Origin of the sequence: Polynucleobacter sp. AM-7D1, from assembly GCF_018688455.1 — a bacterium.
Classification (GTDB): Bacteria; Pseudomonadota; Gammaproteobacteria; order Burkholderiales; family Burkholderiaceae; genus Polynucleobacter.
The window spans coordinates 421,325-439,811 of record NZ_CP061319.1 but is presented as its reverse complement, the minus strand read 5'-3'; the positions used below and the strand labels follow the sequence as shown (position 1 = coordinate 439,811).

General features: G+C 44.7%; 21 protein-coding genes. All 21 read right to left on the bottom strand.

The window, feature by feature from the left end; translation table 11 throughout:
- Nucleotides 1-3: 3 nt before the first annotated feature.
- The 21 genes from motA to fliL all read right to left on the bottom strand — a co-directional run bounded on the left by motA (nucleotide 4) and on the right by fliL (nucleotide 18,481).
- Nucleotides 4-864 carry a flagellar motor stator protein MotA gene (motA, locus tag GQ359_RS02325; RefSeq protein WP_215387337.1) on the bottom strand — a complete coding sequence of 287 codons (861 nt, stop codon included), beginning with the start codon at nucleotides 862-864 and terminating at the stop codon, nucleotides 4-6.
- Between the two features lie 18 nt (nucleotides 865-882).
- Nucleotides 883-1,752, bottom strand: coding sequence for a flagellin (locus tag GQ359_RS02320; RefSeq protein ID WP_215387336.1), 870 nt, complete (start codon nucleotides 1,750-1,752; stop codon nucleotides 883-885).
- 11 nt (nucleotides 1,753-1,763) lie between these two features.
- A complete protein-coding gene (locus GQ359_RS02315) occupies nucleotides 1,764-3,884 on the bottom strand; it encodes a flagellar basal body rod C-terminal domain-containing protein (protein WP_215387335.1) in 2,121 nt (706 codons plus the stop codon).
- A gap of 13 nt (nucleotides 3,885-3,897) precedes the next feature.
- Entirely contained in the window at nucleotides 3,898-4,341 is a 444-nt protein-coding gene (locus tag GQ359_RS02310) for a hypothetical protein (protein ID WP_215387334.1), read from the bottom strand.
- Nucleotides 4,341-5,459, bottom strand: coding sequence for a flagellar basal body P-ring protein FlgI (locus GQ359_RS02305; RefSeq protein ID WP_215387333.1), 1,119 nt, complete (start codon nucleotides 5,457-5,459; stop codon nucleotides 4,341-4,343). Before GQ359_RS02305 ends, GQ359_RS02310 begins: the two co-directional genes overlap by 1 nt.
- A 14-nt stretch (nucleotides 5,460-5,473) precedes the next feature.
- Entirely contained in the window at nucleotides 5,474-6,193 is a 720-nt protein-coding gene (locus GQ359_RS02300; protein ID WP_215387332.1) for a flagellar basal body L-ring protein FlgH, read from the bottom strand.
- A 2-nt stretch (nucleotides 6,194-6,195) separates the two neighbouring features.
- Nucleotides 6,196-6,984 carry a flagellar basal-body rod protein FlgG gene (flgG, locus tag GQ359_RS02295; RefSeq protein ID WP_215387331.1) on the bottom strand — a complete coding sequence of 263 codons (789 nt, stop codon included), beginning with the start codon at nucleotides 6,982-6,984 and terminating at the stop codon, nucleotides 6,196-6,198.
- Nucleotides 6,985-7,012: 28 nt separating this feature from the next.
- Entirely contained in the window at nucleotides 7,013-7,774 is a 762-nt protein-coding gene (locus GQ359_RS02290; RefSeq protein WP_215387330.1) for a flagellar basal body rod protein FlgF, read from the bottom strand.
- A 22-nt stretch (nucleotides 7,775-7,796) separates the two neighbouring features.
- On the bottom strand, nucleotides 7,797-10,247 hold the full coding sequence (locus GQ359_RS02285) for a flagellar hook-basal body complex protein (protein ID WP_215387329.1): 2,451 nt from the start codon (nucleotides 10,245-10,247) through the stop codon (nucleotides 7,797-7,799).
- An 85-nt stretch (nucleotides 10,248-10,332) separates the two neighbouring features.
- A complete protein-coding gene (locus GQ359_RS02280; RefSeq protein WP_215387328.1) occupies nucleotides 10,333-11,028 on the bottom strand; it encodes a flagellar hook assembly protein FlgD in 696 nt (231 codons plus the stop codon).
- Between the two features lie 36 nt (nucleotides 11,029-11,064).
- Nucleotides 11,065-11,469: a flagellar basal body rod protein FlgC gene (flgC, locus tag GQ359_RS02275; RefSeq protein ID WP_215302813.1), complete on the bottom strand. Its 405-nt coding sequence runs from the start codon at nucleotides 11,467-11,469 to the stop codon at nucleotides 11,065-11,067.
- Nucleotides 11,466-11,882, bottom strand: a complete 417-nt coding sequence (flgB, locus tag GQ359_RS02270) for a flagellar basal body rod protein FlgB (protein ID WP_215387327.1) — start codon at nucleotides 11,880-11,882, stop codon at nucleotides 11,466-11,468. The genes flgC and flgB overlap by 4 nt, the downstream gene beginning before the upstream one ends.
- Nucleotides 11,883-12,152: 270 nt before the next feature.
- Nucleotides 12,153-13,220, bottom strand: a complete 1,068-nt coding sequence (locus tag GQ359_RS02265; protein WP_215387326.1) for a carbonic anhydrase — start codon at nucleotides 13,218-13,220, stop codon at nucleotides 12,153-12,155.
- Between the two features lie 48 nt (nucleotides 13,221-13,268).
- Nucleotides 13,269-14,051 carry a hypothetical protein gene (locus GQ359_RS02260; RefSeq protein ID WP_215387325.1) on the bottom strand — a complete coding sequence of 261 codons (783 nt, stop codon included), beginning with the start codon at nucleotides 14,049-14,051 and terminating at the stop codon, nucleotides 13,269-13,271.
- A complete protein-coding gene (locus GQ359_RS02255; RefSeq protein ID WP_215387324.1) occupies nucleotides 14,041-14,823 on the bottom strand; it encodes a flagellar biosynthetic protein FliR in 783 nt (260 codons plus the stop codon). The genes GQ359_RS02260 and GQ359_RS02255 overlap by 11 nt, the downstream gene beginning before the upstream one ends.
- A 3-nt stretch (nucleotides 14,824-14,826) precedes the next feature.
- Nucleotides 14,827-15,096 (bottom strand): flagellar biosynthetic protein FliQ, encoded by a 270-nt coding sequence (locus GQ359_RS02250; RefSeq protein WP_215387323.1) that lies wholly within the window; start codon nucleotides 15,094-15,096, stop codon nucleotides 14,827-14,829.
- Between the two features lie 5 nt (nucleotides 15,097-15,101).
- The gene (fliP, locus tag GQ359_RS02245; protein WP_215387322.1) at nucleotides 15,102-15,848 is read right to left on the bottom strand and encodes a flagellar type III secretion system pore protein FliP; all 747 of its coding nucleotides are present in this window, start codon (nucleotides 15,846-15,848) and stop codon (nucleotides 15,102-15,104) included.
- Complete coding sequence (locus GQ359_RS02240) at nucleotides 15,845-16,183, bottom strand: flagellar biosynthetic protein FliO (protein ID WP_215387321.1); 339 nt, start codon at nucleotides 16,181-16,183, stop codon at nucleotides 15,845-15,847. The genes fliP and GQ359_RS02240 overlap by 4 nt, the downstream gene beginning before the upstream one ends.
- A gap of 5 nt (nucleotides 16,184-16,188) precedes the next feature.
- The gene (gene fliN, locus GQ359_RS02235; protein WP_215302791.1) at nucleotides 16,189-16,566 is read right to left on the bottom strand and encodes a flagellar motor switch protein FliN; all 378 of its coding nucleotides are present in this window, start codon (nucleotides 16,564-16,566) and stop codon (nucleotides 16,189-16,191) included.
- A 32-nt stretch (nucleotides 16,567-16,598) separates the two neighbouring features.
- Nucleotides 16,599-17,696 (bottom strand): flagellar motor switch protein FliM, encoded by a 1,098-nt coding sequence (gene fliM / locus GQ359_RS02230; protein ID WP_215302789.1) that lies wholly within the window; start codon nucleotides 17,694-17,696, stop codon nucleotides 16,599-16,601.
- 32 nt (nucleotides 17,697-17,728) lie between these two features.
- The gene (gene fliL, locus GQ359_RS02225; RefSeq protein WP_215387320.1) at nucleotides 17,729-18,481 is read right to left on the bottom strand and encodes a flagellar basal body-associated protein FliL; all 753 of its coding nucleotides are present in this window, start codon (nucleotides 18,479-18,481) and stop codon (nucleotides 17,729-17,731) included.
- Nucleotides 18,482-18,487: the final 6 nt, after the last annotated feature.

Sequence of the window (18,487 nt, the reverse complement as noted above, 5' to 3'; positions counted from 1 at the left end):
CGCTTATTTTCCTTTAACTGCTTTGGTACCCTCATCAAGCTCAGCAAACGAAGGACGCTGGTAGCTAAAGAGTACTTTACGGCCAAACTCCACAGCTGCTGCAGGAGGGAAATTATTCAAACTTGCAATCAGAATTGCCTTAATGGCCATATAGGCACGGCCGTCGGCTTCTGCTTTTTGCTCTAGGACCTTTGCTACAGGCGAAACGAAGGCATATGCCAACAAAATACCTAGGAAGGTTCCCACAAGAGCTGCACCAATCAGCTTTCCTAATTCAGCAGGAGGCAAACCAATGGAGCCCATGGTGTGCACAACACCCATAACCGCCGCCACAATACCGAACGCTGGTAAGCCATCGCCTACGTTAGTCACTGCATTAACTGGTATGTGAGCTTCATGATGATGCACTTCAAGCTCTTGCTCCATCAAGCTTTCGATCTGGATCACATCTAATGATCCGCCCAGCATCATACGTAAGTAGTCAGTAATAAAATCAACTAGATGATGATCCTTCAATATCTCAGGATATTTCTCAAAGAGTGGGCTTGATTCTGGCTCCTCGATATCGCCCTCGAGCGACATCAATCCATCACGTTTGATTTTTTGCAAAATCTCAAACATTAAGCACAAGAGATCTAAAGACTTTTGCTTAACATTCTTTGCATTCTTAAAAGCGCCGCCCAAAGCTGAAAACATTTTCTTCAGATTGGTTGGGGTATTAGCAGCAATCATCGTACCTACAGCTGCACCAACAATAGTCAGAACCTCTGTTGGTTGCCACAGAACCATAATATGACCGCCATGGAGGGCATATCCCCCCAAGGCACAAGCCATCGCAATAATCCACCCAATTGGGATATTCATACTTCTATTTACTCAGTTTTATAGTTTTGAAAATAAGTTACTTTGTTGCAGTCTAGCAAACATTGCCTGAGCAGCGTTTAACAAGGTTTGGGCTCTAGTATAAGACGCTGTGGCTGCCGCCATGTCAGTATCTAAAAGTGCGGACTGAGCGGCCGCCATTTGAACCCCAAATGCCGACATGGCTGATTTGGCATTATCGACCTGGGCAGCTATCCCACCGCTACGCTGCTCGGCCATTGTTAACTGATCAAAAGAGGTATTTAGACCCGCGGATACCTGATCTGCTGTTTGGGTCGTTAAGCCCGTATTTTGGCCTTTTTCGTCCAAATAAGTGACAAATTTCTGAATATTGAGATACATCTCACTATTTTCTGGGTAGGTCAAATCCCCGCCAGATCCAAATGCATCTGTAAATTTGACCCCAGACTCAACCATGACATTAGGCTCAATCTGGACTTGATTCACGGTATTCCCAAAAATCGGGTTGCCAGTACCGTCTTTGGCTGTCATTTGCTGTTTCATAGCAATCAAAATCTGCTCAGCCTGGACTTTTATGGCCTTGTAATTAGTTGGATTTAAAGCGCCGCTCTGTGACTGGACAAATAGCTGCTTTAGGCTATTCATTTCATTCACCAAGCTATCCATTTGCGTTTGAGCATTGGCATGAGAGCTAGCTACAAAGTTTTGATTAGCCTTGAACATATCTAGGCGTGAAATATCAAAATCTAAGCGCACACCTCTAGATACCGCATAAGCATTGTCTGATGCCTGAGCATACTGCTTGCCAGTTGTTACCTTCCTATTCCAGGTCATAGCATCAGCTAAAGCATTGTCCATTCCCTGAACACCAGAATCTAAAACTTGATTTGAACTAAATCGGACTGTCATGACTTATCTCCTTAGTTCATGATGGATAAAAGGGTTGAGAACATTTGATTGCCTGCCTGCAGCACTTTTGTTGAGGCGGTGTAAAGCTGCTGGTATTTCAATAAATTGGCAGCCTCTTCATCCAAGTTCACTCCCGATACGGAATCTCTTTGAGCCTTTAGATTGGCAAGGACAACTGAATCGGCTTTTTGACCGTTCTTCCAGGTTGCAACTTGAACGCCCACTTCATTTACCAGATTGGAGATCGAGCTGCCAAAAACAGCGCTCATCTGCTGAGTGGCATTCGCCTTCTCAGAACTAATGAGTGGTGTATTTCCATTGTAGTAACTAGCAAAATTAGTCGGTGCTAGTGAGATAAAGTTGGCAGCACTGAAACCATAATTCACCAAAGGATTTCCCATGCCGCTGACCTTCACTTTGAGGCCATCTAAAGCTGTAGCAATGGTTGCCTGTGAGTCCTCAGCATTTACCAAAGTAATTGTTTTGGCATTCAGTGTTGCCGCAATAGTTGCCGCTGTTTCAACAGGACTACCTGTATCTGCCATGGAAAATGAGATTCCCATTTGAGTGAAGTTTAAAGTTTGACCAGCAGAAGTACCATCGACCAGCGTCAGTGTTTGACTACCGCCATTGCTACTGGTCAACGTAACTTGACTACCACTGTAGCTAAATGTGTAAGTTCCAGACTGAACATTATTTTCCACTTCCATATTGGAAATTGTCTGCGCTCCAACTGTAGCCCCATCTTTAACGACACTGCTAGAGCTGACTGCGCTTAATGCTGGACTGAAATTTTCCAACTGCAATGTGATGCCCAATTGATTAAAGTCAACTGTCTGAAGGCCACCTGAGACACTGGTGATCAAAGAGACCGTTTGATTCTTACCAGAGCTATCGGAAATATTGAGCTGATTTGTGCCTACCTTGGTTAATGTGTAATCACCAGCCAAGGTATTTGATCCTGCAGTCAAAGAGCTAATGCTTGTATAGGTACCAACTAGGCTCCCAACTTTTACTGCGCTATTGGAAGATATTGCATTGCCCAAGCTGCTGTATAAATCCAAGAGATCGTTTTCATTTTCAATCGTTGGCAAATTTCCCGATAAATCATTGGTTGCCAAACTTGAATAGGTTTTGTCTGCAACCTTAAATCCAAAGATTGCTAAATTAGTTGCTACACCCGAACTGCTTTGAGCAGCACTATTTGCCACTTTAACCAACCCCATTGCAATCGTATCGAGGCGTTTTTGCACTGTAGGCACAAAGTTATTACTTAACTCGAGCAAGGCACCAGCTTGACCACCATCCAAAGTTTGAACGGTAGTGAGCACCCCTTTTGTGGGTCCATTTTGTAAATTGAAAGTTAAGGCAACATGTTCTTGATCGGCGTTTATAGTGACCTTGTTTGCTATTGATCTTTCAACTAGCGGCATGCCGGCAACCAACTGCGTTGCTGTGCCATCAGAATTAATTAGACTTTGACCACCAACTAATTGCTGCAACTTACTTAACAAGCGATCACGCTCATCTAATAGGTCGGCAGAAGGCGCACTCACGCCAGGACTATTTCCATCAACAATTTTTTGATTAATGTCTGCCAATGCTGGCAAGATGGTATTGACTTGAGCAACAGTATCAGTCAGCGCAGTACGCGCATCGCTCTGAATCTGGTTCACTAACGTGCTCATGCCAGTCATGCGCTGAGCTACCTCTTTTGCAGTACCTGTAATGGCGCCAGCCATCGCTTTATTCGTTGGGTCTGCCGCGTAAGCACCCATCGCATTAAAGAAATTACTAATAGCAGTATTTAAGCCGGTTGATTTATCGGCAACCAAACTGTCGACTGAATTCGTGTACTGAACTAATGTATCTGAATAGCTTGATTTAGATTGCTGAATTAAGAGTTGTGAGCCAATGAGGGATGAGTAATGACGTGTAAAACCCTCAACCGCAAAGCTTGATCCATTGAGCATTAATGAATTTGGCGCCAATGAATCCATGATGGCATTGGCATTGCGGCGTGAGTAACCCTCAACGCTGGTACCCGCTACGTTTTGTGAAGTCGTCAATATTCCCGCTTGAGCAATATTCAAGCCAGCCATTGCTGAATCGGTTAAGGAATAGATTCCCATATTGAGCCTTTACTTATTTAGGTGCGCCAAGAAAGCCGTCCGGCCTCTGGAGTGACTTGAGAGTTTCTGCTGATACTGGCGTTTCTCTTGGTGCATTCAATGGTTTAACGGCTATTTCACCGTTTCCGATTAGCTTTCCAGCATTAGCCTGCTGTATGAGTTGCTCAGCCATTTTGGTACCAAAACCCATTCCCTGGCCCTTAGACAGCATGTCAGCCATGTGATCATCCATGATCTCCAAATAGGACTTGGAGGCGCTGCTCTGCTCTTCAGTGCCACGCAAATTCGTATTACGGACAGTGCTGAGCATTTGGCGTATCAATGTACGCTCAAAGCCTTGGGCCGCCTTTTTGAGCTTTTCCTCATTGGTAGCCATTGCAGGCGTGGAATTGCTATTGGCAATAATCCTCGCACTACTTTGATCAATCGATGGAGTAATGGCGTTGATAGCACTCATTAAATAACCTCTAACTCCGCCCTTAGAGCTCCTGCAGACTTCAATGACTGCAATATGGAAATCAGATCCTGAGGCGTTGCCCCAAGCATATTAAGTGCTTTTACAACCTGATCCAAGGATGCTCCTGGTGGCACAGAAATCAAGCTATTTTCTTTTCCACTATCGCTAATCGTTGCAGTATCTTGTGAGGCTACTGCCGTCTGCCCACGACTGAATGGTAGCGGCTGACTAATTGTTGGGCTCTGTTGCACTTTTACAGTCAGGTTGCCATGCGCTACAGCGGATGGTGACAATTGCACTGCTTGATTCATCACAACTGATCCAGATCGTGAATTGAGAATCACTCTAGCGGGACCACTCACCATCTGCACTTCCAAATCTTGTAGGGCAGCCATAAATGCAGTTCTACGTAATGGCTCCACAGGAACGCGAACATTTAAGGAGCGCGCATCAACTGGTAATGCTGTTCCAAGGCCAAATCTTCTACCAATTGCCTCTGTCGTTTTTTGCATCAAAGCAAAATCAGCACGATGTAAGTCAATTTGTAAAAATTCATCTGCAAGTAACGAAGGTACCGCTTTTTCAATCAAACCACCAGATGGGATGCGGCCTGCATTCAAGTGATTCACTGATGTTGCGGCTCCGCCGGTTGCAGCTCTCGCACCACCAATCACAATATTTCCCTGGCCTTGAGCGTAAACCTGTCCGTCTGCAGCTTTTAGCGGGGTCATTACCAAAGTACCGCCCTTAAGACTGGTTGCGTTACCTAGGGATGACACTGTCACATCAATTTGCTGACCTGGACGTGCCAGCGCTGGAAAATCTGCAGTGACCATGACGGCAGCAGTATTACGTAATTGAGTTTGACCACCGCCCTGAGGGATGGTTACACCCAACACACCAATCATCTGCAAAACACTTTGTAAGGTAAATGGAGTTTGTGTTGTTTGGTCACCGGTACCATCTAGACCAACCACCAAACCATAACCCACCAATTGGTTGGAACGTTGTCCAGCAATATCGGCAAAATCTTTAATGCGATCCGCAAAGCAGTTGGTAGACATTGCACCAATACACAGCAATGCAAGCGCTTGCTTTTTAAGATTGGTTAGGTACATTTTTTTCTTCATCATCAGAATGGTGCGAGCTTTAACATCAACCTTGTAAACCAACCGGTACCTTGAGTGTCATCCGTAGCACCACGTCCACGATATTCAATTCGTGCATCAGCCACTTGCTGTGAAGAAACTTGATTAAAGACCAATGTATTTGGGTTGACTACACCGCCAAAACGAATAATCTCTTCTTCGTTACTCACGGCAACTTGCTTCTCGCCAGCAACCACCAAATTACCGTTGGAGAGAATCTCGACAACCGTCACTGTAATCGTGCCTGCGAATGTATTACTTGCTGCGCTGGCACCAGTGCCTTCAGACTTAATATCACCTGAGCCTGTGAAGTTACCTATCTTGCCTAAGTTTAAATATGGCTGAAAGGGAGGGGTTCCAGAATTAGTAAAATCCATTGCTGCATTTGCTTTTCGTGCAGCAGACATTCCCGAGTTCTTTGCTGCACTCGTTGTCTCATTCAATACAACAGTTAGTGTGTCCCCTACATTGCGGGCACGGCGATCTTCAAATAGAGGGCGATGGCTCACCGCGTTCACATAGGGGCCGCCGGAATTTGCTGGATATAAGCTCCCCATATTTGCAGAGGTTTCCTGAATTGGTCTTGGCCTTGCAGATGATGGTGTTGTCAGCAGTGATGGACGATCAGCGCTGGCACAACCACCTAAAATAATGGCGCTCAGTACTGAAACTGAAAGTCTGCGATGAGCTTTAAATAATTTCATGATTACTGACCCATATTGCTTACGCGCTGCAATATCTGATCAGATGCTGTTACTGCGCGGGTATTAATTTCATATGCACGTTGCGCTGCAATCAAATTAACTAATTCTTCGGCAACGTTTACGTTCGACTGCTCAATGTAGTATTGGTTTGTTGTACCCATACCATTTGATCCAGCGATGTTATTTTGTGCGGTACCTGATGCAGGCGTAGGAATAAAGTTTCCGCCGCCAAGAGCTTGTAAACCAGCTGGGTTAATAAAGTTAGCCATCGTCAACTGGCCGGCCTGAATTGCATTGGTATTACCCTGCAATGTGTACTGAACTAAACCAGCTTGGTTAATCGTGATGGATGTTGCATTTGCTGGTATGACTCCACCACCAGCCACAACGTTACCTGCCTGAGTAACAATTTGACCAGTTGCGCTCTTGCTGAACTGACCATTTCGTGTGTAGGCTAATGTTCCATCCGCCAGCTGAATCTGGAAGAAGCCATTTCCTTGAATCGCTACATCCAATTGATTACCTGTTTGAATCAATCCACCCTGAATATTATTTCTCTCTGTAGATGTGACAGCGGCACCTGCACCAATTTGCAAGCCGGTTGGCAACAAGTTCTGTGCATTTGATGCAGAACCTGCAGAACGTAATGTGGTGTAGAGCAGATCTTGAAACATCGGCTGTACACGCTTAAAAGCGGTAGTCGACGAGTTCGCTAAGTTATTAGTAATAACGTCCAGGTTGAACTGCTGAGAGTCCATACCTGTTTTTGCTATCCATAAGGAACGTAACATTGTTTTTTCTCTTGTTATTTAATGTTGATTAAGCTCGTGACAGTGATAGCAAAGTTGTTGCTGATCTTGCGTTTTGGTCTGCAAAGGTAATTGAACGGCTATTTAAATCAAACATCCGACTCTGATCAATCATTTGCACCATTGCCAAAGTCGGATTGTTATTACTCATTTCGAATGCGCCTTGCACAATCCTAACCAATGGATCAGCTGCTGCCTGTTGGCCAGGGAGGTCGAATAGTCCATCGGCTGCTCGCACTAGATCATTGGTATTTGGGTTTACCAATTTTAATTTTCCAGCTTGATTCAAGAACTGTGTTCCAGGTAACTGGGTATATACAGCACCATCTTCAGCAATTTGAACTGTAGCTCCAATCGGAATCGTGATAGTGCCACCGGCACCCACCACTGGTATATCTTTGCCAATCATCAACATACCTGTTTCATTGACCATGAACTTACCAGCTCTGGTGTAGGCTTCTTGACCATCTGGGCGACGAACAGTAAACATGCCGTCACCTTTAATTGCCACATCCAAAGCATTTCCAGTCGTTTGCAATTGGCCTTGTGTGAAATTACTACCAGGTGTTGTCTCAACCGAAAATACTCTCGTATCAGCACCGTTACCAGTAAATGGCACACCATCACCTTTTAGAGGTACCGCACGAAATGCGCTGATCACCTCACGAAAACCTGGCGTTAATGAATTTGCCAAGTTATTCGAGGTCACCGCCAACTGCTGTGTAGAAGCAGTTGCTCCGGTCATAGAGGTGTATGCGTAACGATTGATCATTTAGTTGGCCAATTAGCTTTTATTAACGACCAATGTTGATAGCATCATCAATCAATGTAGCTGCCATTACTTTAGTTGCTTGTGATACCGCAGAATATTGACGTTGCAACACCATCAATCTCACCAATTCTTCTGTAAGGTCGACGTTTGATTGCTCAACTGCTTTTGAACGAATTGCGCCTAAAGTACCATCGCCGGGGAAGCTTAATAATGGCTCTCCGGATGACTGTGATGCCTCATAAGTATTGTTACCGTTCGGGATTAATCCTTCAAGATTATTGAAGTAAGCCAATATCAACTGACCCTTAACGACTGAACTGCCGTTGTCATACTGAGCTGTTAAGCGGCCGCTAGAATCTACGTTATATGAAGCTAGCTGTGAGGTAGCTGATCCATCTTGGCTATTACCGTATGTCTGACCTGCGGATGAGTATGCGGTCATGTCAGTACTCTTCAATGTGAATTGAACTACACCACCATTAGTAGTTTGACCCCAGCCAGAACCTGTACCACCACTAGCATCAATCTTAAATTGAGTATCAAACTGAGGTGTACCAAATGCATCTCTTGATAGTGAGTCGATATTCTTACCACCCACAAACGCAACGGTACCTAATGAAGTTTGTTCATTAGTCAAAATACCGCCGATTTTTACAGTAGATAAACCAGTTGCAGCAGCATCTTGGCCTACAGGGTTTCCGTCTAAAGTTGCAAACACTGCATAACGATCTACGTTAACAGTATATTTAGGCGTACCATTTCCAGCTTCGCTAATTTGCGTAACTGATAAATTTGTACCATCTTTCAATCGTAGGTTATATGTTGCACCCCTTGTGCCCTCACCACCTGCGATTGCCGTATTCACTGAAGAAACTGGTACTGAGAATCCGCTACCTGTTCCACCGATTGAATTCGCAGCAACTGATAATGTATCTGTATTGAGATAGCCACTTCCTGAATCAGTCAAAGTAGTCTTCACAATGGCACCAGCAGAAACCACAATGGTTGCCTTAGCACCAGTACCCGTTGATGAACCTGTTAAAGGAACATCCTCATAGATACCATCTGTATAACCAGAACCACTCGTAACTGCACCAAGCGCTTTAACTCCAGCACGCAATGAGCTTACTGCGATTGTTGCACCTGTACCTGTTGCACCAACGATTGTCAGCACCTCTCCAGCAATATAGCCTGTTCCAGGATTGGTAAGAGTTACTCCTGTTACGGCACCAGAACCGTTTACAGCAACTGTTGCCGTCGCACCTGATGAACCAGCGCCGCCAGTTAAAGTAACGGTCTCTCCATTGACATAATTTGCGCCACCGGAGCCACCTATGGCACCCAATACTCCAATTCGGTTTGTCTGAATTGTTGTTACAGGGATTGAGAATCCAGTTCCTGTGCCACCCACTAAGTTTGGCGTTACTCCAAGTAGATCATTGGCCGCATAACCCACACCTTGATTTACCAACGTTACTGCTGTGACCTTATTGCCGGAAACTGTGATGTTTGCTGTCGCGCCTGATCCTGAGCCGCCAGATAATGCAACCCCGTTATAGGTTCCATTTGTATAGCCAGAGCCAGCAGTAATTCCACCTAAGCCGCCAATAACAGTATCTAGTTTTTCTGAACCGCCACTTACGTAAGTTAGCACTGCATTAGAAATGGTTTCTGTAGTACCGCCAGCTGCAGCCAATGCTTTTGAACTTGAAGCAATTAAGTTTGTTTGTTCACCAGATAATGTTGTTGATAGCTCTTGCTTTGGTGAGAACGTAAATGTCGTTCCAGTTCCATTTCCTGTTAGCTCTAACTCTGCTGAATGCATCTTTTTGTAATACACGGAGAGAGTATGTGCGGTTCCCTTATCGTCGTATACAGTTTGTGATGTCGATTGGCTATAGCTTGTAGGTTCGGTTGTATTAAAAGCATTTCCAGTAATTGGATCAACGCGATTGTCCAAATTCAAATGAATTTCTGAATTTTTAGTTGCTTGCTGAGCAAGTGGTGTCCTATCCAGAATCATTACTGACTTCGCGCTAGAAATAATTGCACCTGACGCATCTGCTGGATAGCCAACTAAATACATACCGTTTTGATTAACGATGCGATTTTCGTTATCCACTGCAAACTGACCATTGCGAGTAAATTGAAACTTTGTTGGATTTTCGGTAGGCACAGTTCCATCAATTGTCTTTGCCAACATAAACATGCCTGGGCCAGTAATCGCCATATCCAAAGGATTTTGCGAATTTACAACTGTGCCGTAACTGCCAGTACGACGAATCGCCATACGATATGAGCCCATACCGGCACGGTCTACTGACTGTGGATCTTGTGCTCTAAAGAACTGATCCGAGAACACATATTCGCCGGACTTGTAGCCAACTGTCTGCGCATTGGAGATGTTATTACTGGTAACGTCAATTGCCTCTGAAGCTGACTTTAATCCTGATAATCCGATTCCGTATCCCATTTTCTATTCCTTTTATCTCTACTCTATTTTGTTTATCTTGCTTGCTTTGTTTGTTGTCTACTATTTATTTTTTCTTACGTTTTTCTTAACTGATCCACTGCTGTACTTCAGAAGAATTTATAGTTCTTCCATCTAATAAATTCAGAATGGCATCGCCATTACTACCTTTGGTGACTGAAGCAACTGCTGATGCAACATAAGCCGTTGGGTTTTCACTTGCGTCGGCTGAATTGGTGCCAGTAAGACTGAGGTAGTACATTCCAGCCTCGACTGTGTTGCCATCAGCATCTTGACCGCTCCAAATAAAGTTACTCATGCCAGCATTGATATTGCCTAAATCAACGCTATTGACCACGTTGCCGGCAGCATCAGTAATAGTTGCAACGACTGACTTCAATGGGTTCTCTGCATTGGCACCCAACATCACCTGGTTGGTTCCGTCAAATGCAATACCGTTACCAGCAACAGCTGGGCTATGGCCAATCAATGCAGCTTGATTCATGAAATTCACGCTTTGCATTTGTGCAAGCATGGCGGTCATCGATGTATTCATATTGCCCATACTGCTCACCATATTGAGCTGAGACATTTGCGCAGTCATGGTGGAGGCATCCATAGGGGCCATCGGGTCTTGATTCTGAATCTGGGCAATCAAGAGCTTTAAGAAATTTTGCGTTTGCTCAGCAGCAGTACCACCCATAGAGGATGATGCCTCAGCCGGCTTATTTGCTGTAGTTGGGTCATAAGTACGAATGCCACTCATTGGATTAGTGATTGCCATAATTTCCTCTTACGCTTTACGCATGCTCTCTATTAATTACTTACCTAAATCAAGGGTCTTCAACATCAACTGCCTAGATACATTCATTGCTTCCACATTCATTTGATATGAGCGTGATGCAGAAATCATGTTGACCATTTCTTCTACTGGATTGACGTTTGGCATCTCCACATAGCCAGCAGCATTTGCTTTTGGATGGCCTGGGCGATATTCCATTCTTAACGGCGCATCACTCTCCAATACCTTGCTTACCTCAACCCCAGATCCAGGAGATCCTGGCTTAGTGATCGCTGTAAATTCAACCTGTCTAGCGCGATAAGGACGTCCATCTGGACCGGATACGCTCTCAGCATTCGCGATATTGGATGCAGTCACATTCAAGCGCATTGCCTGAGCTGTAAGGCCAGTAGAGCCAATATTGAATGCGCCTAATAAACTCATGAAGGTTGACCTGTAATTGCAGACATGCGTGAACGAATAGTTCCACCCAATATATTGAGAGCTGACTCAGTAAAAACAGAGTTCTTAGTAAATTCAGTGAGCTCTGTATCAGCATCCACGGTATTGCCATCCATTGATGGTTGATTCGGGATGCGGTATAGCAAGCGAGGATCTTCTTGAGGCACCTTGCCAGGAATATGAGCTGAATGTGTTGTTGCCATGCCGATAGCGCTAGAGGATGTTTTGCCATCTAACTGCGCCTTCAATACATCAGCAAAGCGAATATCTCTGGCTTTGTAACCAGGGGTATCGGAGTTTGCCAAATTGTTCCCGAGCACTTGCTGGCGATACGTACGCAGTTTTAGTGCGTTTTCGCCAAAAGTTAAAGGGTCGTATTGCGGTACAGCGTTCATTTACTCTCCACCCATTAAGGGAATACAAATCCTGAGGGGAAAATCCTCACATATGAATATGCAAGGACCGTGCCAGTTTTATATGGAGAATTAAATTAGTAAGCGCTAACTTTTTGAGCCAACTGCTCTATTGCTGACTTTACGGCTAAGCCCATCCCTACAAAGAAGAAAACCCCAAAATATGGGGTTTTTTCTTAAAAGCGGCAAATATTGCCGCATTGTCACTCAACTTGCTAATCCTCTTGGCAGCTTTTGCCAATAAGCCAAGAATTAGTTAGCTTTAGTTTCTTTCACCAAACGATCACCCTTTGGCTGCAATGGACGGGCATTCATAGGATAGATGCGGTCAAAGTTTTTGACCTGCTCTTCGCTAACATAAATTGGGTTTTTCATCACAAACCACAGTACATTCTCGCTGCAAGGCGGGGTTGTAAGCGAACCCATATAGGTGAAATAACTCTTATCAGCTGGCAGAATCTGGTTTACATCGATCACCACTCCAGGCGCCTCTGACTTACCTTTAATTAGCGGTACGTTATTCCAAAGAGTCTGAATGAGTCCATTTTCCTTAACCTCATCACTACCCCACCAGTACTTTTTACTTGAAACCGGCGGTTTTGTAGTCATTAACACCGCAACGACAGCCAAGCCTCCATCATGATGTTGATGTACTAAATGGGTCACCATGTCAGTACGCTCGCCATTGATCGCCTCTTCACTGGGCTTATGGAAGTGGAACTGAACCAATCTGTACTGACGACCATCAGCAATCAAATTACTGCCTTCACCGTAGTTCACCTGAATCGTATGGCCGTTATCGACAATAGCAAGTTGGGAAGGTCTATAAAGAAACTCTAAGGGTGTTAACTCTGCTTTAACCGCTCTATCAACATTAATATTGATAGGCGATTGAGTCTTGCCTTTTAAGCAGACTAAATTATCTTTACTTAAGTTACCCCAATTTTCTGGGCCGCCAGGACCATCGACATAGGACCAATGCACGTCATGGTGATCCTTTTCTGCCGCCTTAGCAGCTGCCTTGGTCGCTTTGGGCTTAGTCTCAGGCTTGGATGGCGCAGTAGCGTTACCGGCTGGAAGATCACCAGTACGAATGACGATATCACCAGAGCCCTTATTAATCTTATTTAAGAGCGCCTTACTCATATCGTCATCAGTAGGACCTGATGCTGATGTTGCGGCTGTAGCCGTGACTGCAGCCTTAGGCTTATCAGTGCTTGCGGCAGGGGCCGGCGCATCGCTAGCAATCGCACTTGAGCTCACTGCATACGACAACGCAAGTGCGAGCAAGGAAATAGAAAGTTTAATATTTTTATTCATAGTTTTCTAACGGTTATTTTTATCTTGGTGTTTATATTCCTTTATAAATCAGGGCTTTGTAGCACTTTTGGCAGGACGTTTGGTTGCTGGCTTCTTAGTCGGCGCCACTGACTGGGCACCATCGCCATCCGCAAGACTTCCGCCAGGTAAAACGTCAATTGCAGGGGCCCTGCTCCGCGAGAACATCCACTCACATTTCATGAGGCCGGCAGCATCTTGGTGATTCTCGAGAGGTGTAGATTGTTTTAGCGCCACTTCAATCGCGGCATCAGTTGGAGGTGGAGTTAGATCATTACTTGTGGCCCACCTGAGAAAGCGTTGGTACCAACCTAATTTAGGCATCTTGCCTGGGTCAGCATAAAAATTAGCGCTACAAATTTGTAGGCGACGTTCAATTTCACTAGCCGGCAAGTAATAACCTTCAATTAACAGTGTTGCCACCTTGCTGTTGCAACGAGCCCAAGCAGCCATTTCAATTTTTGAGCCAGTAGTTGAACCAACAGGTTTTTCTAATAAAAGTGAATCCACCTCACATTGCATTCTTTGTCCACGAATCTGTAATTTCTTGCAGACCTCCTGACCATTTTCAGCATAAGGATCGCGCTTGGTTGAGGAAGGGAAAGGAAACTTTGACTCACAATCATCCGGGCCGACAGGGGCTTGGTCTAAGGAATTCTGAGAAATAGTCGCCCTATCTTCAGCAGACATAACTTGACTGGTATCGCCATCTGATGCAGTTGGACCGACAGGCCAGGGCTGAGCAAAGCCAGTAGACCCAAGAACCAATAGTGACAATGTCAGCAAAAACCGGATGAAGAATTTATCTTGCATTGGGTGTCTCCACGCCTTGGCGAATAAGTTGCAGTGGGTTTTCAAGAGAGCGCTCCAAAACAATTTTTAAATCAGGAAGAATCATAAATATAACTAGAAATGCTAAAGGAATACTGACAGCAAAACCGACCGAAAATAAATTCATTTGTGGACTGGTTCTACCCAAAAATGCTTGTGTCAAATTAAACATCATATACACGAGTAGTACAGGCATGGATAAGATTAATCCCAAACGAAATGAAGCGGCAACTAACTCCATTACTCCTTTAGATGACCACGCATCTGGCCACACCCCAACCGGGATTGTTTTAAAGCTACTCAAGATGATTTCGATTAATACCAAATGAATATTGAGAGAAAAAGCCAGAGCAATCGCGGTGAGACCCAAGAATTGACCTACCAAACCAGAATCTAAAGCTGGATCTCGAAATGCCGTTGAGGCAAAGCTAAAACCAGCCTGAAACGATAAGATTTCTGCAGCAATATCAATCACCATAAAACCCAATCGAATCACAAATCCCATAAACGCCCCGATGCATAACTCAATCACTGAGGCAAAGAAAGTAATGCTACCCGGATTAGGAATTAACTCAGAAGAAATCACGGGCATCATGTAGGCAGCAAATGAGAGGGCTACCAATAAACGAAATTGCATTGGGAGAGCGCGAAACGCAAATAGCGGTGTAGTGAGAAAAAGTCCAAACACTCGCATTGAGGCAAACATAAAGATTGCCATGTACTGCTCAATCTGAAGACCTGAGATGGTCAACATAAATCAGTTCACCAAACCAGGGATACGAGCAAATAGCTCTTTAATGTAATCGGTAAATAAGACTAAGGTGACAGGCCCAATCAGCATGATGACTACGCCAAACACAATAAGCTTGGGAACAAAGGCAACGGTCGACTCATTAACAGAAGTAGCCGCCTGCAAAATACCAATTACTAAGCCTACTACTAGCAAGGCCATCAAGATTGGGCCAGCCAATAGCGCAGCCATTCTTAAGGCTTGATACACCAAATCGATAATGACTCCGCTTTCCATAGGCGCTAATTAATGTAACTTTGCACAAGTGAGGTAGACAGGAGTGCCCAGCCATCAGCCAATGCAAACACAATTAACTTTAGTGGCAATGAAAACATCATTGGCGAGACCATCACCATACCAAGCGAAGTCAAGATACTGGCAACTGCAAAGTCAATCACCAAGAATGGTAAATAAATTACGAAGCCAATCAGAAAGCCCGTCTTGATTTCGGAGATAGCAAAAGCTGGAATTAAAACAGTAAACGGAACATCCTCACGCGTGGCGATTTCTTGGCCATACATTTTTGCAAAGAGATTGAGATCGTCTCGACGGGTTTGCTTAAGCATGAATTCTTTTAAAGGTTTAGCGCCTACCTCTACTGCCTGCGGAAAGCCCATCTTGCCAGTAGAGTAAGGCTGATAAGCATTCTTGTAGATCGAATCAAAGACGGGATTCATGATGAATAGCGTCAAGAAAAATGAAAGACCGATCAAAACAATATTTGGCGGCATGGTTGTCAAACCCAGGGCCTGACGTAGCAATGAAAAGACAATCAGAATACGCGTGAAGCTGGTCATGAGAACCAAAGCGGCCGGCAAAAAACTGAGCGCTGTAAGCGCAATGATGGTTTCTACCGGCACTGCGTACATCGTGCCACCGCCACCCGCCTTAGCGGTCACTAAAGGCAAAGATTGACTCCAGGCAACTAATGGAAACAGCCCTATCAGGGCTGTAATTCCAAATGAGCACCAGAATATTTTTCGTTTCATCCTAATTTTCTTTTCACAAACTGGCGCAAATTATTTGCAAAATCTGCGCTTGCTGCTTGCGGCTTCAAATTAGCAACATCTTCGGGATCAAGCTCAGTTAGCAGGGTAATTTGACTGGGGGTATGACCCACAACCAAAATACGATTCAAGACATTGAGGACAATCACTCGCTCACGTGGACCTAACGCTTGCTGAGCCAAGATCATCACATGCGGGTTGGTGGCGCGGGTGGCAGAGTCACGCTTTATTAGAAATGCAACAACCCAAATGAGAGCGGCTGCAAGTGCAAGCCAAAAAAATGAGAATAGCAACATACCTCCGACCGAGGAGTCCATGTCAATTAACGATTAATTTTGCGCAGACGCTCTGCTGGAGTAACGATATCAGTCAAGCGAATACCGTAACGGTCATTCACAATCACTACCTCACCCTGAGCAACCAAGCATCCATTAACGACCACTTCGAGTGGCTCGCCTGCCAGAATATCCAATTCAATCACAGAACCATAAGTTAAGTTCAGTAGATTACGAATTTGCATTTTGGCGCGACCCAATTCAACTGTGACTTGAACTGGCACATCCATCACCAAATCAATTTCGTTAAAGTCTGGGTTAGTTCTAGCACCTTCCTCTAGATTATTAAAGGTGGCTTTTCTCAATGAACCAGATACATCAGCACTAGTCATTGATTTTGCTAAATCGTTATCGTTTTCAGCCATGGTGATTCCCTATTCTCTACTTTCTTTGTGCTTCATTGACCATCAGGCACTAGGCCATCAGTCACTGCGCTAATTGTATCGCTTGCGTCTGGATTTTCAGGCACTTCAACATGACTTTTGGCGACTTCTGGAAGTTGCTCATAAAGCTCGCCTTTTTCAGCGCTGCGCATCATGCTAGGGCCAAGACGAGCACTTTCAAGAGGACTCTTCAGGAATTCTGCAGGGTGTTGAATCGTGCCAACTTTTACAGAATAACGGCCATCTTTCGTGCCATATTGACCCTTAATTACCGGCAAACCATCCACATACACTGTCACAGGATCATTAATCTCAATAGGAATGATGTCCCCAACTGAAAGTGAGGTAATTTCACGGAGCAGCATTTGCTTGCGAGCTAAAACAGCTACTGCAGTAACAGGGGCTTCATGTACTTGATCATTTAACAGGTCAGTCCAATGCTGATCAGGCTCGGTCGCAAAGCCTTGCATATTGTTATACAAAATACTTTTAACCGGCTCCAACACCCAAAAAGGAATGCACAGATCGATATCGCCTGGTCGGCCATTAATCTCAATAGTGAATTTAGAGTGCAACACCATTTCACCAGGAGAGGTGATCTTGGCAAAACCGAAATTCGTTTCCTGTCTCATGAAGTCAAACTTAATTTCATAGACAGATTTCCACGCTTTTTCGTACTCGCTGAGGAATGCATCCACTAAGCGGCGAATGATACGTAATTCTGTTGCAGTGTATTCACGCAAATTCAGGCGCGGAGCTAAACGCCCTTCGCCACCAAACATATTATCAATCGCAATGTAAACCACGCCTGGATCCACAATCCAGCAACCCACACCACGCAATGGGCGAATACCAACAATGTTGATGTTGGTACGCTCAGGAAACTCATCGACGAATTTTTGATAACTCTTCACTACCGGAAGATGCATTTGCACTTCAATCGGTGCACGAATCATGTTGAAGAGTGTGAGTCGAACTGCGCGACTAAAGCGCTCGTGAATCAACTCCAAGGTCGGCATGCGGCGCCGAGCAATGATCTTCGATTTATCAAACATTGCACGCTGATCTTCAGCGTCAATGTTCATCTCGACATTGATTTCCTCTGCCGCCATGTTTTCCTAAGTGGACTTTCTAAAGTGGTCGATTACTGCATCACAAAAGAACTGAACAACACAGCTTGCACTGGCAAATCCATTTCAGTGACATTCCAGAATTCAGCAGCGGCTCTTGCTGCTTCACCAGTAATTTTTTGACCGGAGGATGTCTCTTTAGGCACTGCACCAATACGCTCTAAATTTTGCATATCAGCGGTGCCCGGCTGTTGTTGCAAAATATAGATCGCGGTTAGCTGTGGAGCGATGATGGAATTAATCACTAGGGCGATTTCTCGCGCCATCATGACCTTACCTTCTACCGTAGCTAACTCTTGCATTTGACGTGATGACAAAACAGTAATGATCTTGTCACGAATGACTGGCATGAAATTCTTAATTTTGCCTTCAGTAGCTGAGTCATTAGTTCTTAAAACAATCTTCGCCTGTAGATAGTGCTCACCGCCTCGGCCAGGGAGATTGACAATCATTTCTTCAAGAGGGATATAGATAGGAGGCGCATTTTCTTTGCGCTCCATCAACTGCTTTTTCAGAATATTTTCTGGGCGCTTTGCTTCAGCCTCTTGCAAACGCTTTGCTTCAGCTGAGTGTTGCATATACATATAGCCACCAACTGCAGCGACGATGACCACCACTAAACCAATAATGATGAATAGAGTTTTTTTACTTTTTGGCTTTTCAACTACATCAGCGCCATCACCATGTGCGGGAGGGCCAGAAGCAGCCGCAGCAGGCGCTGCTGCATTTGGATCTAAAGTCGGTTCAATACGCTCTTCTTCAGCCATCGCTGT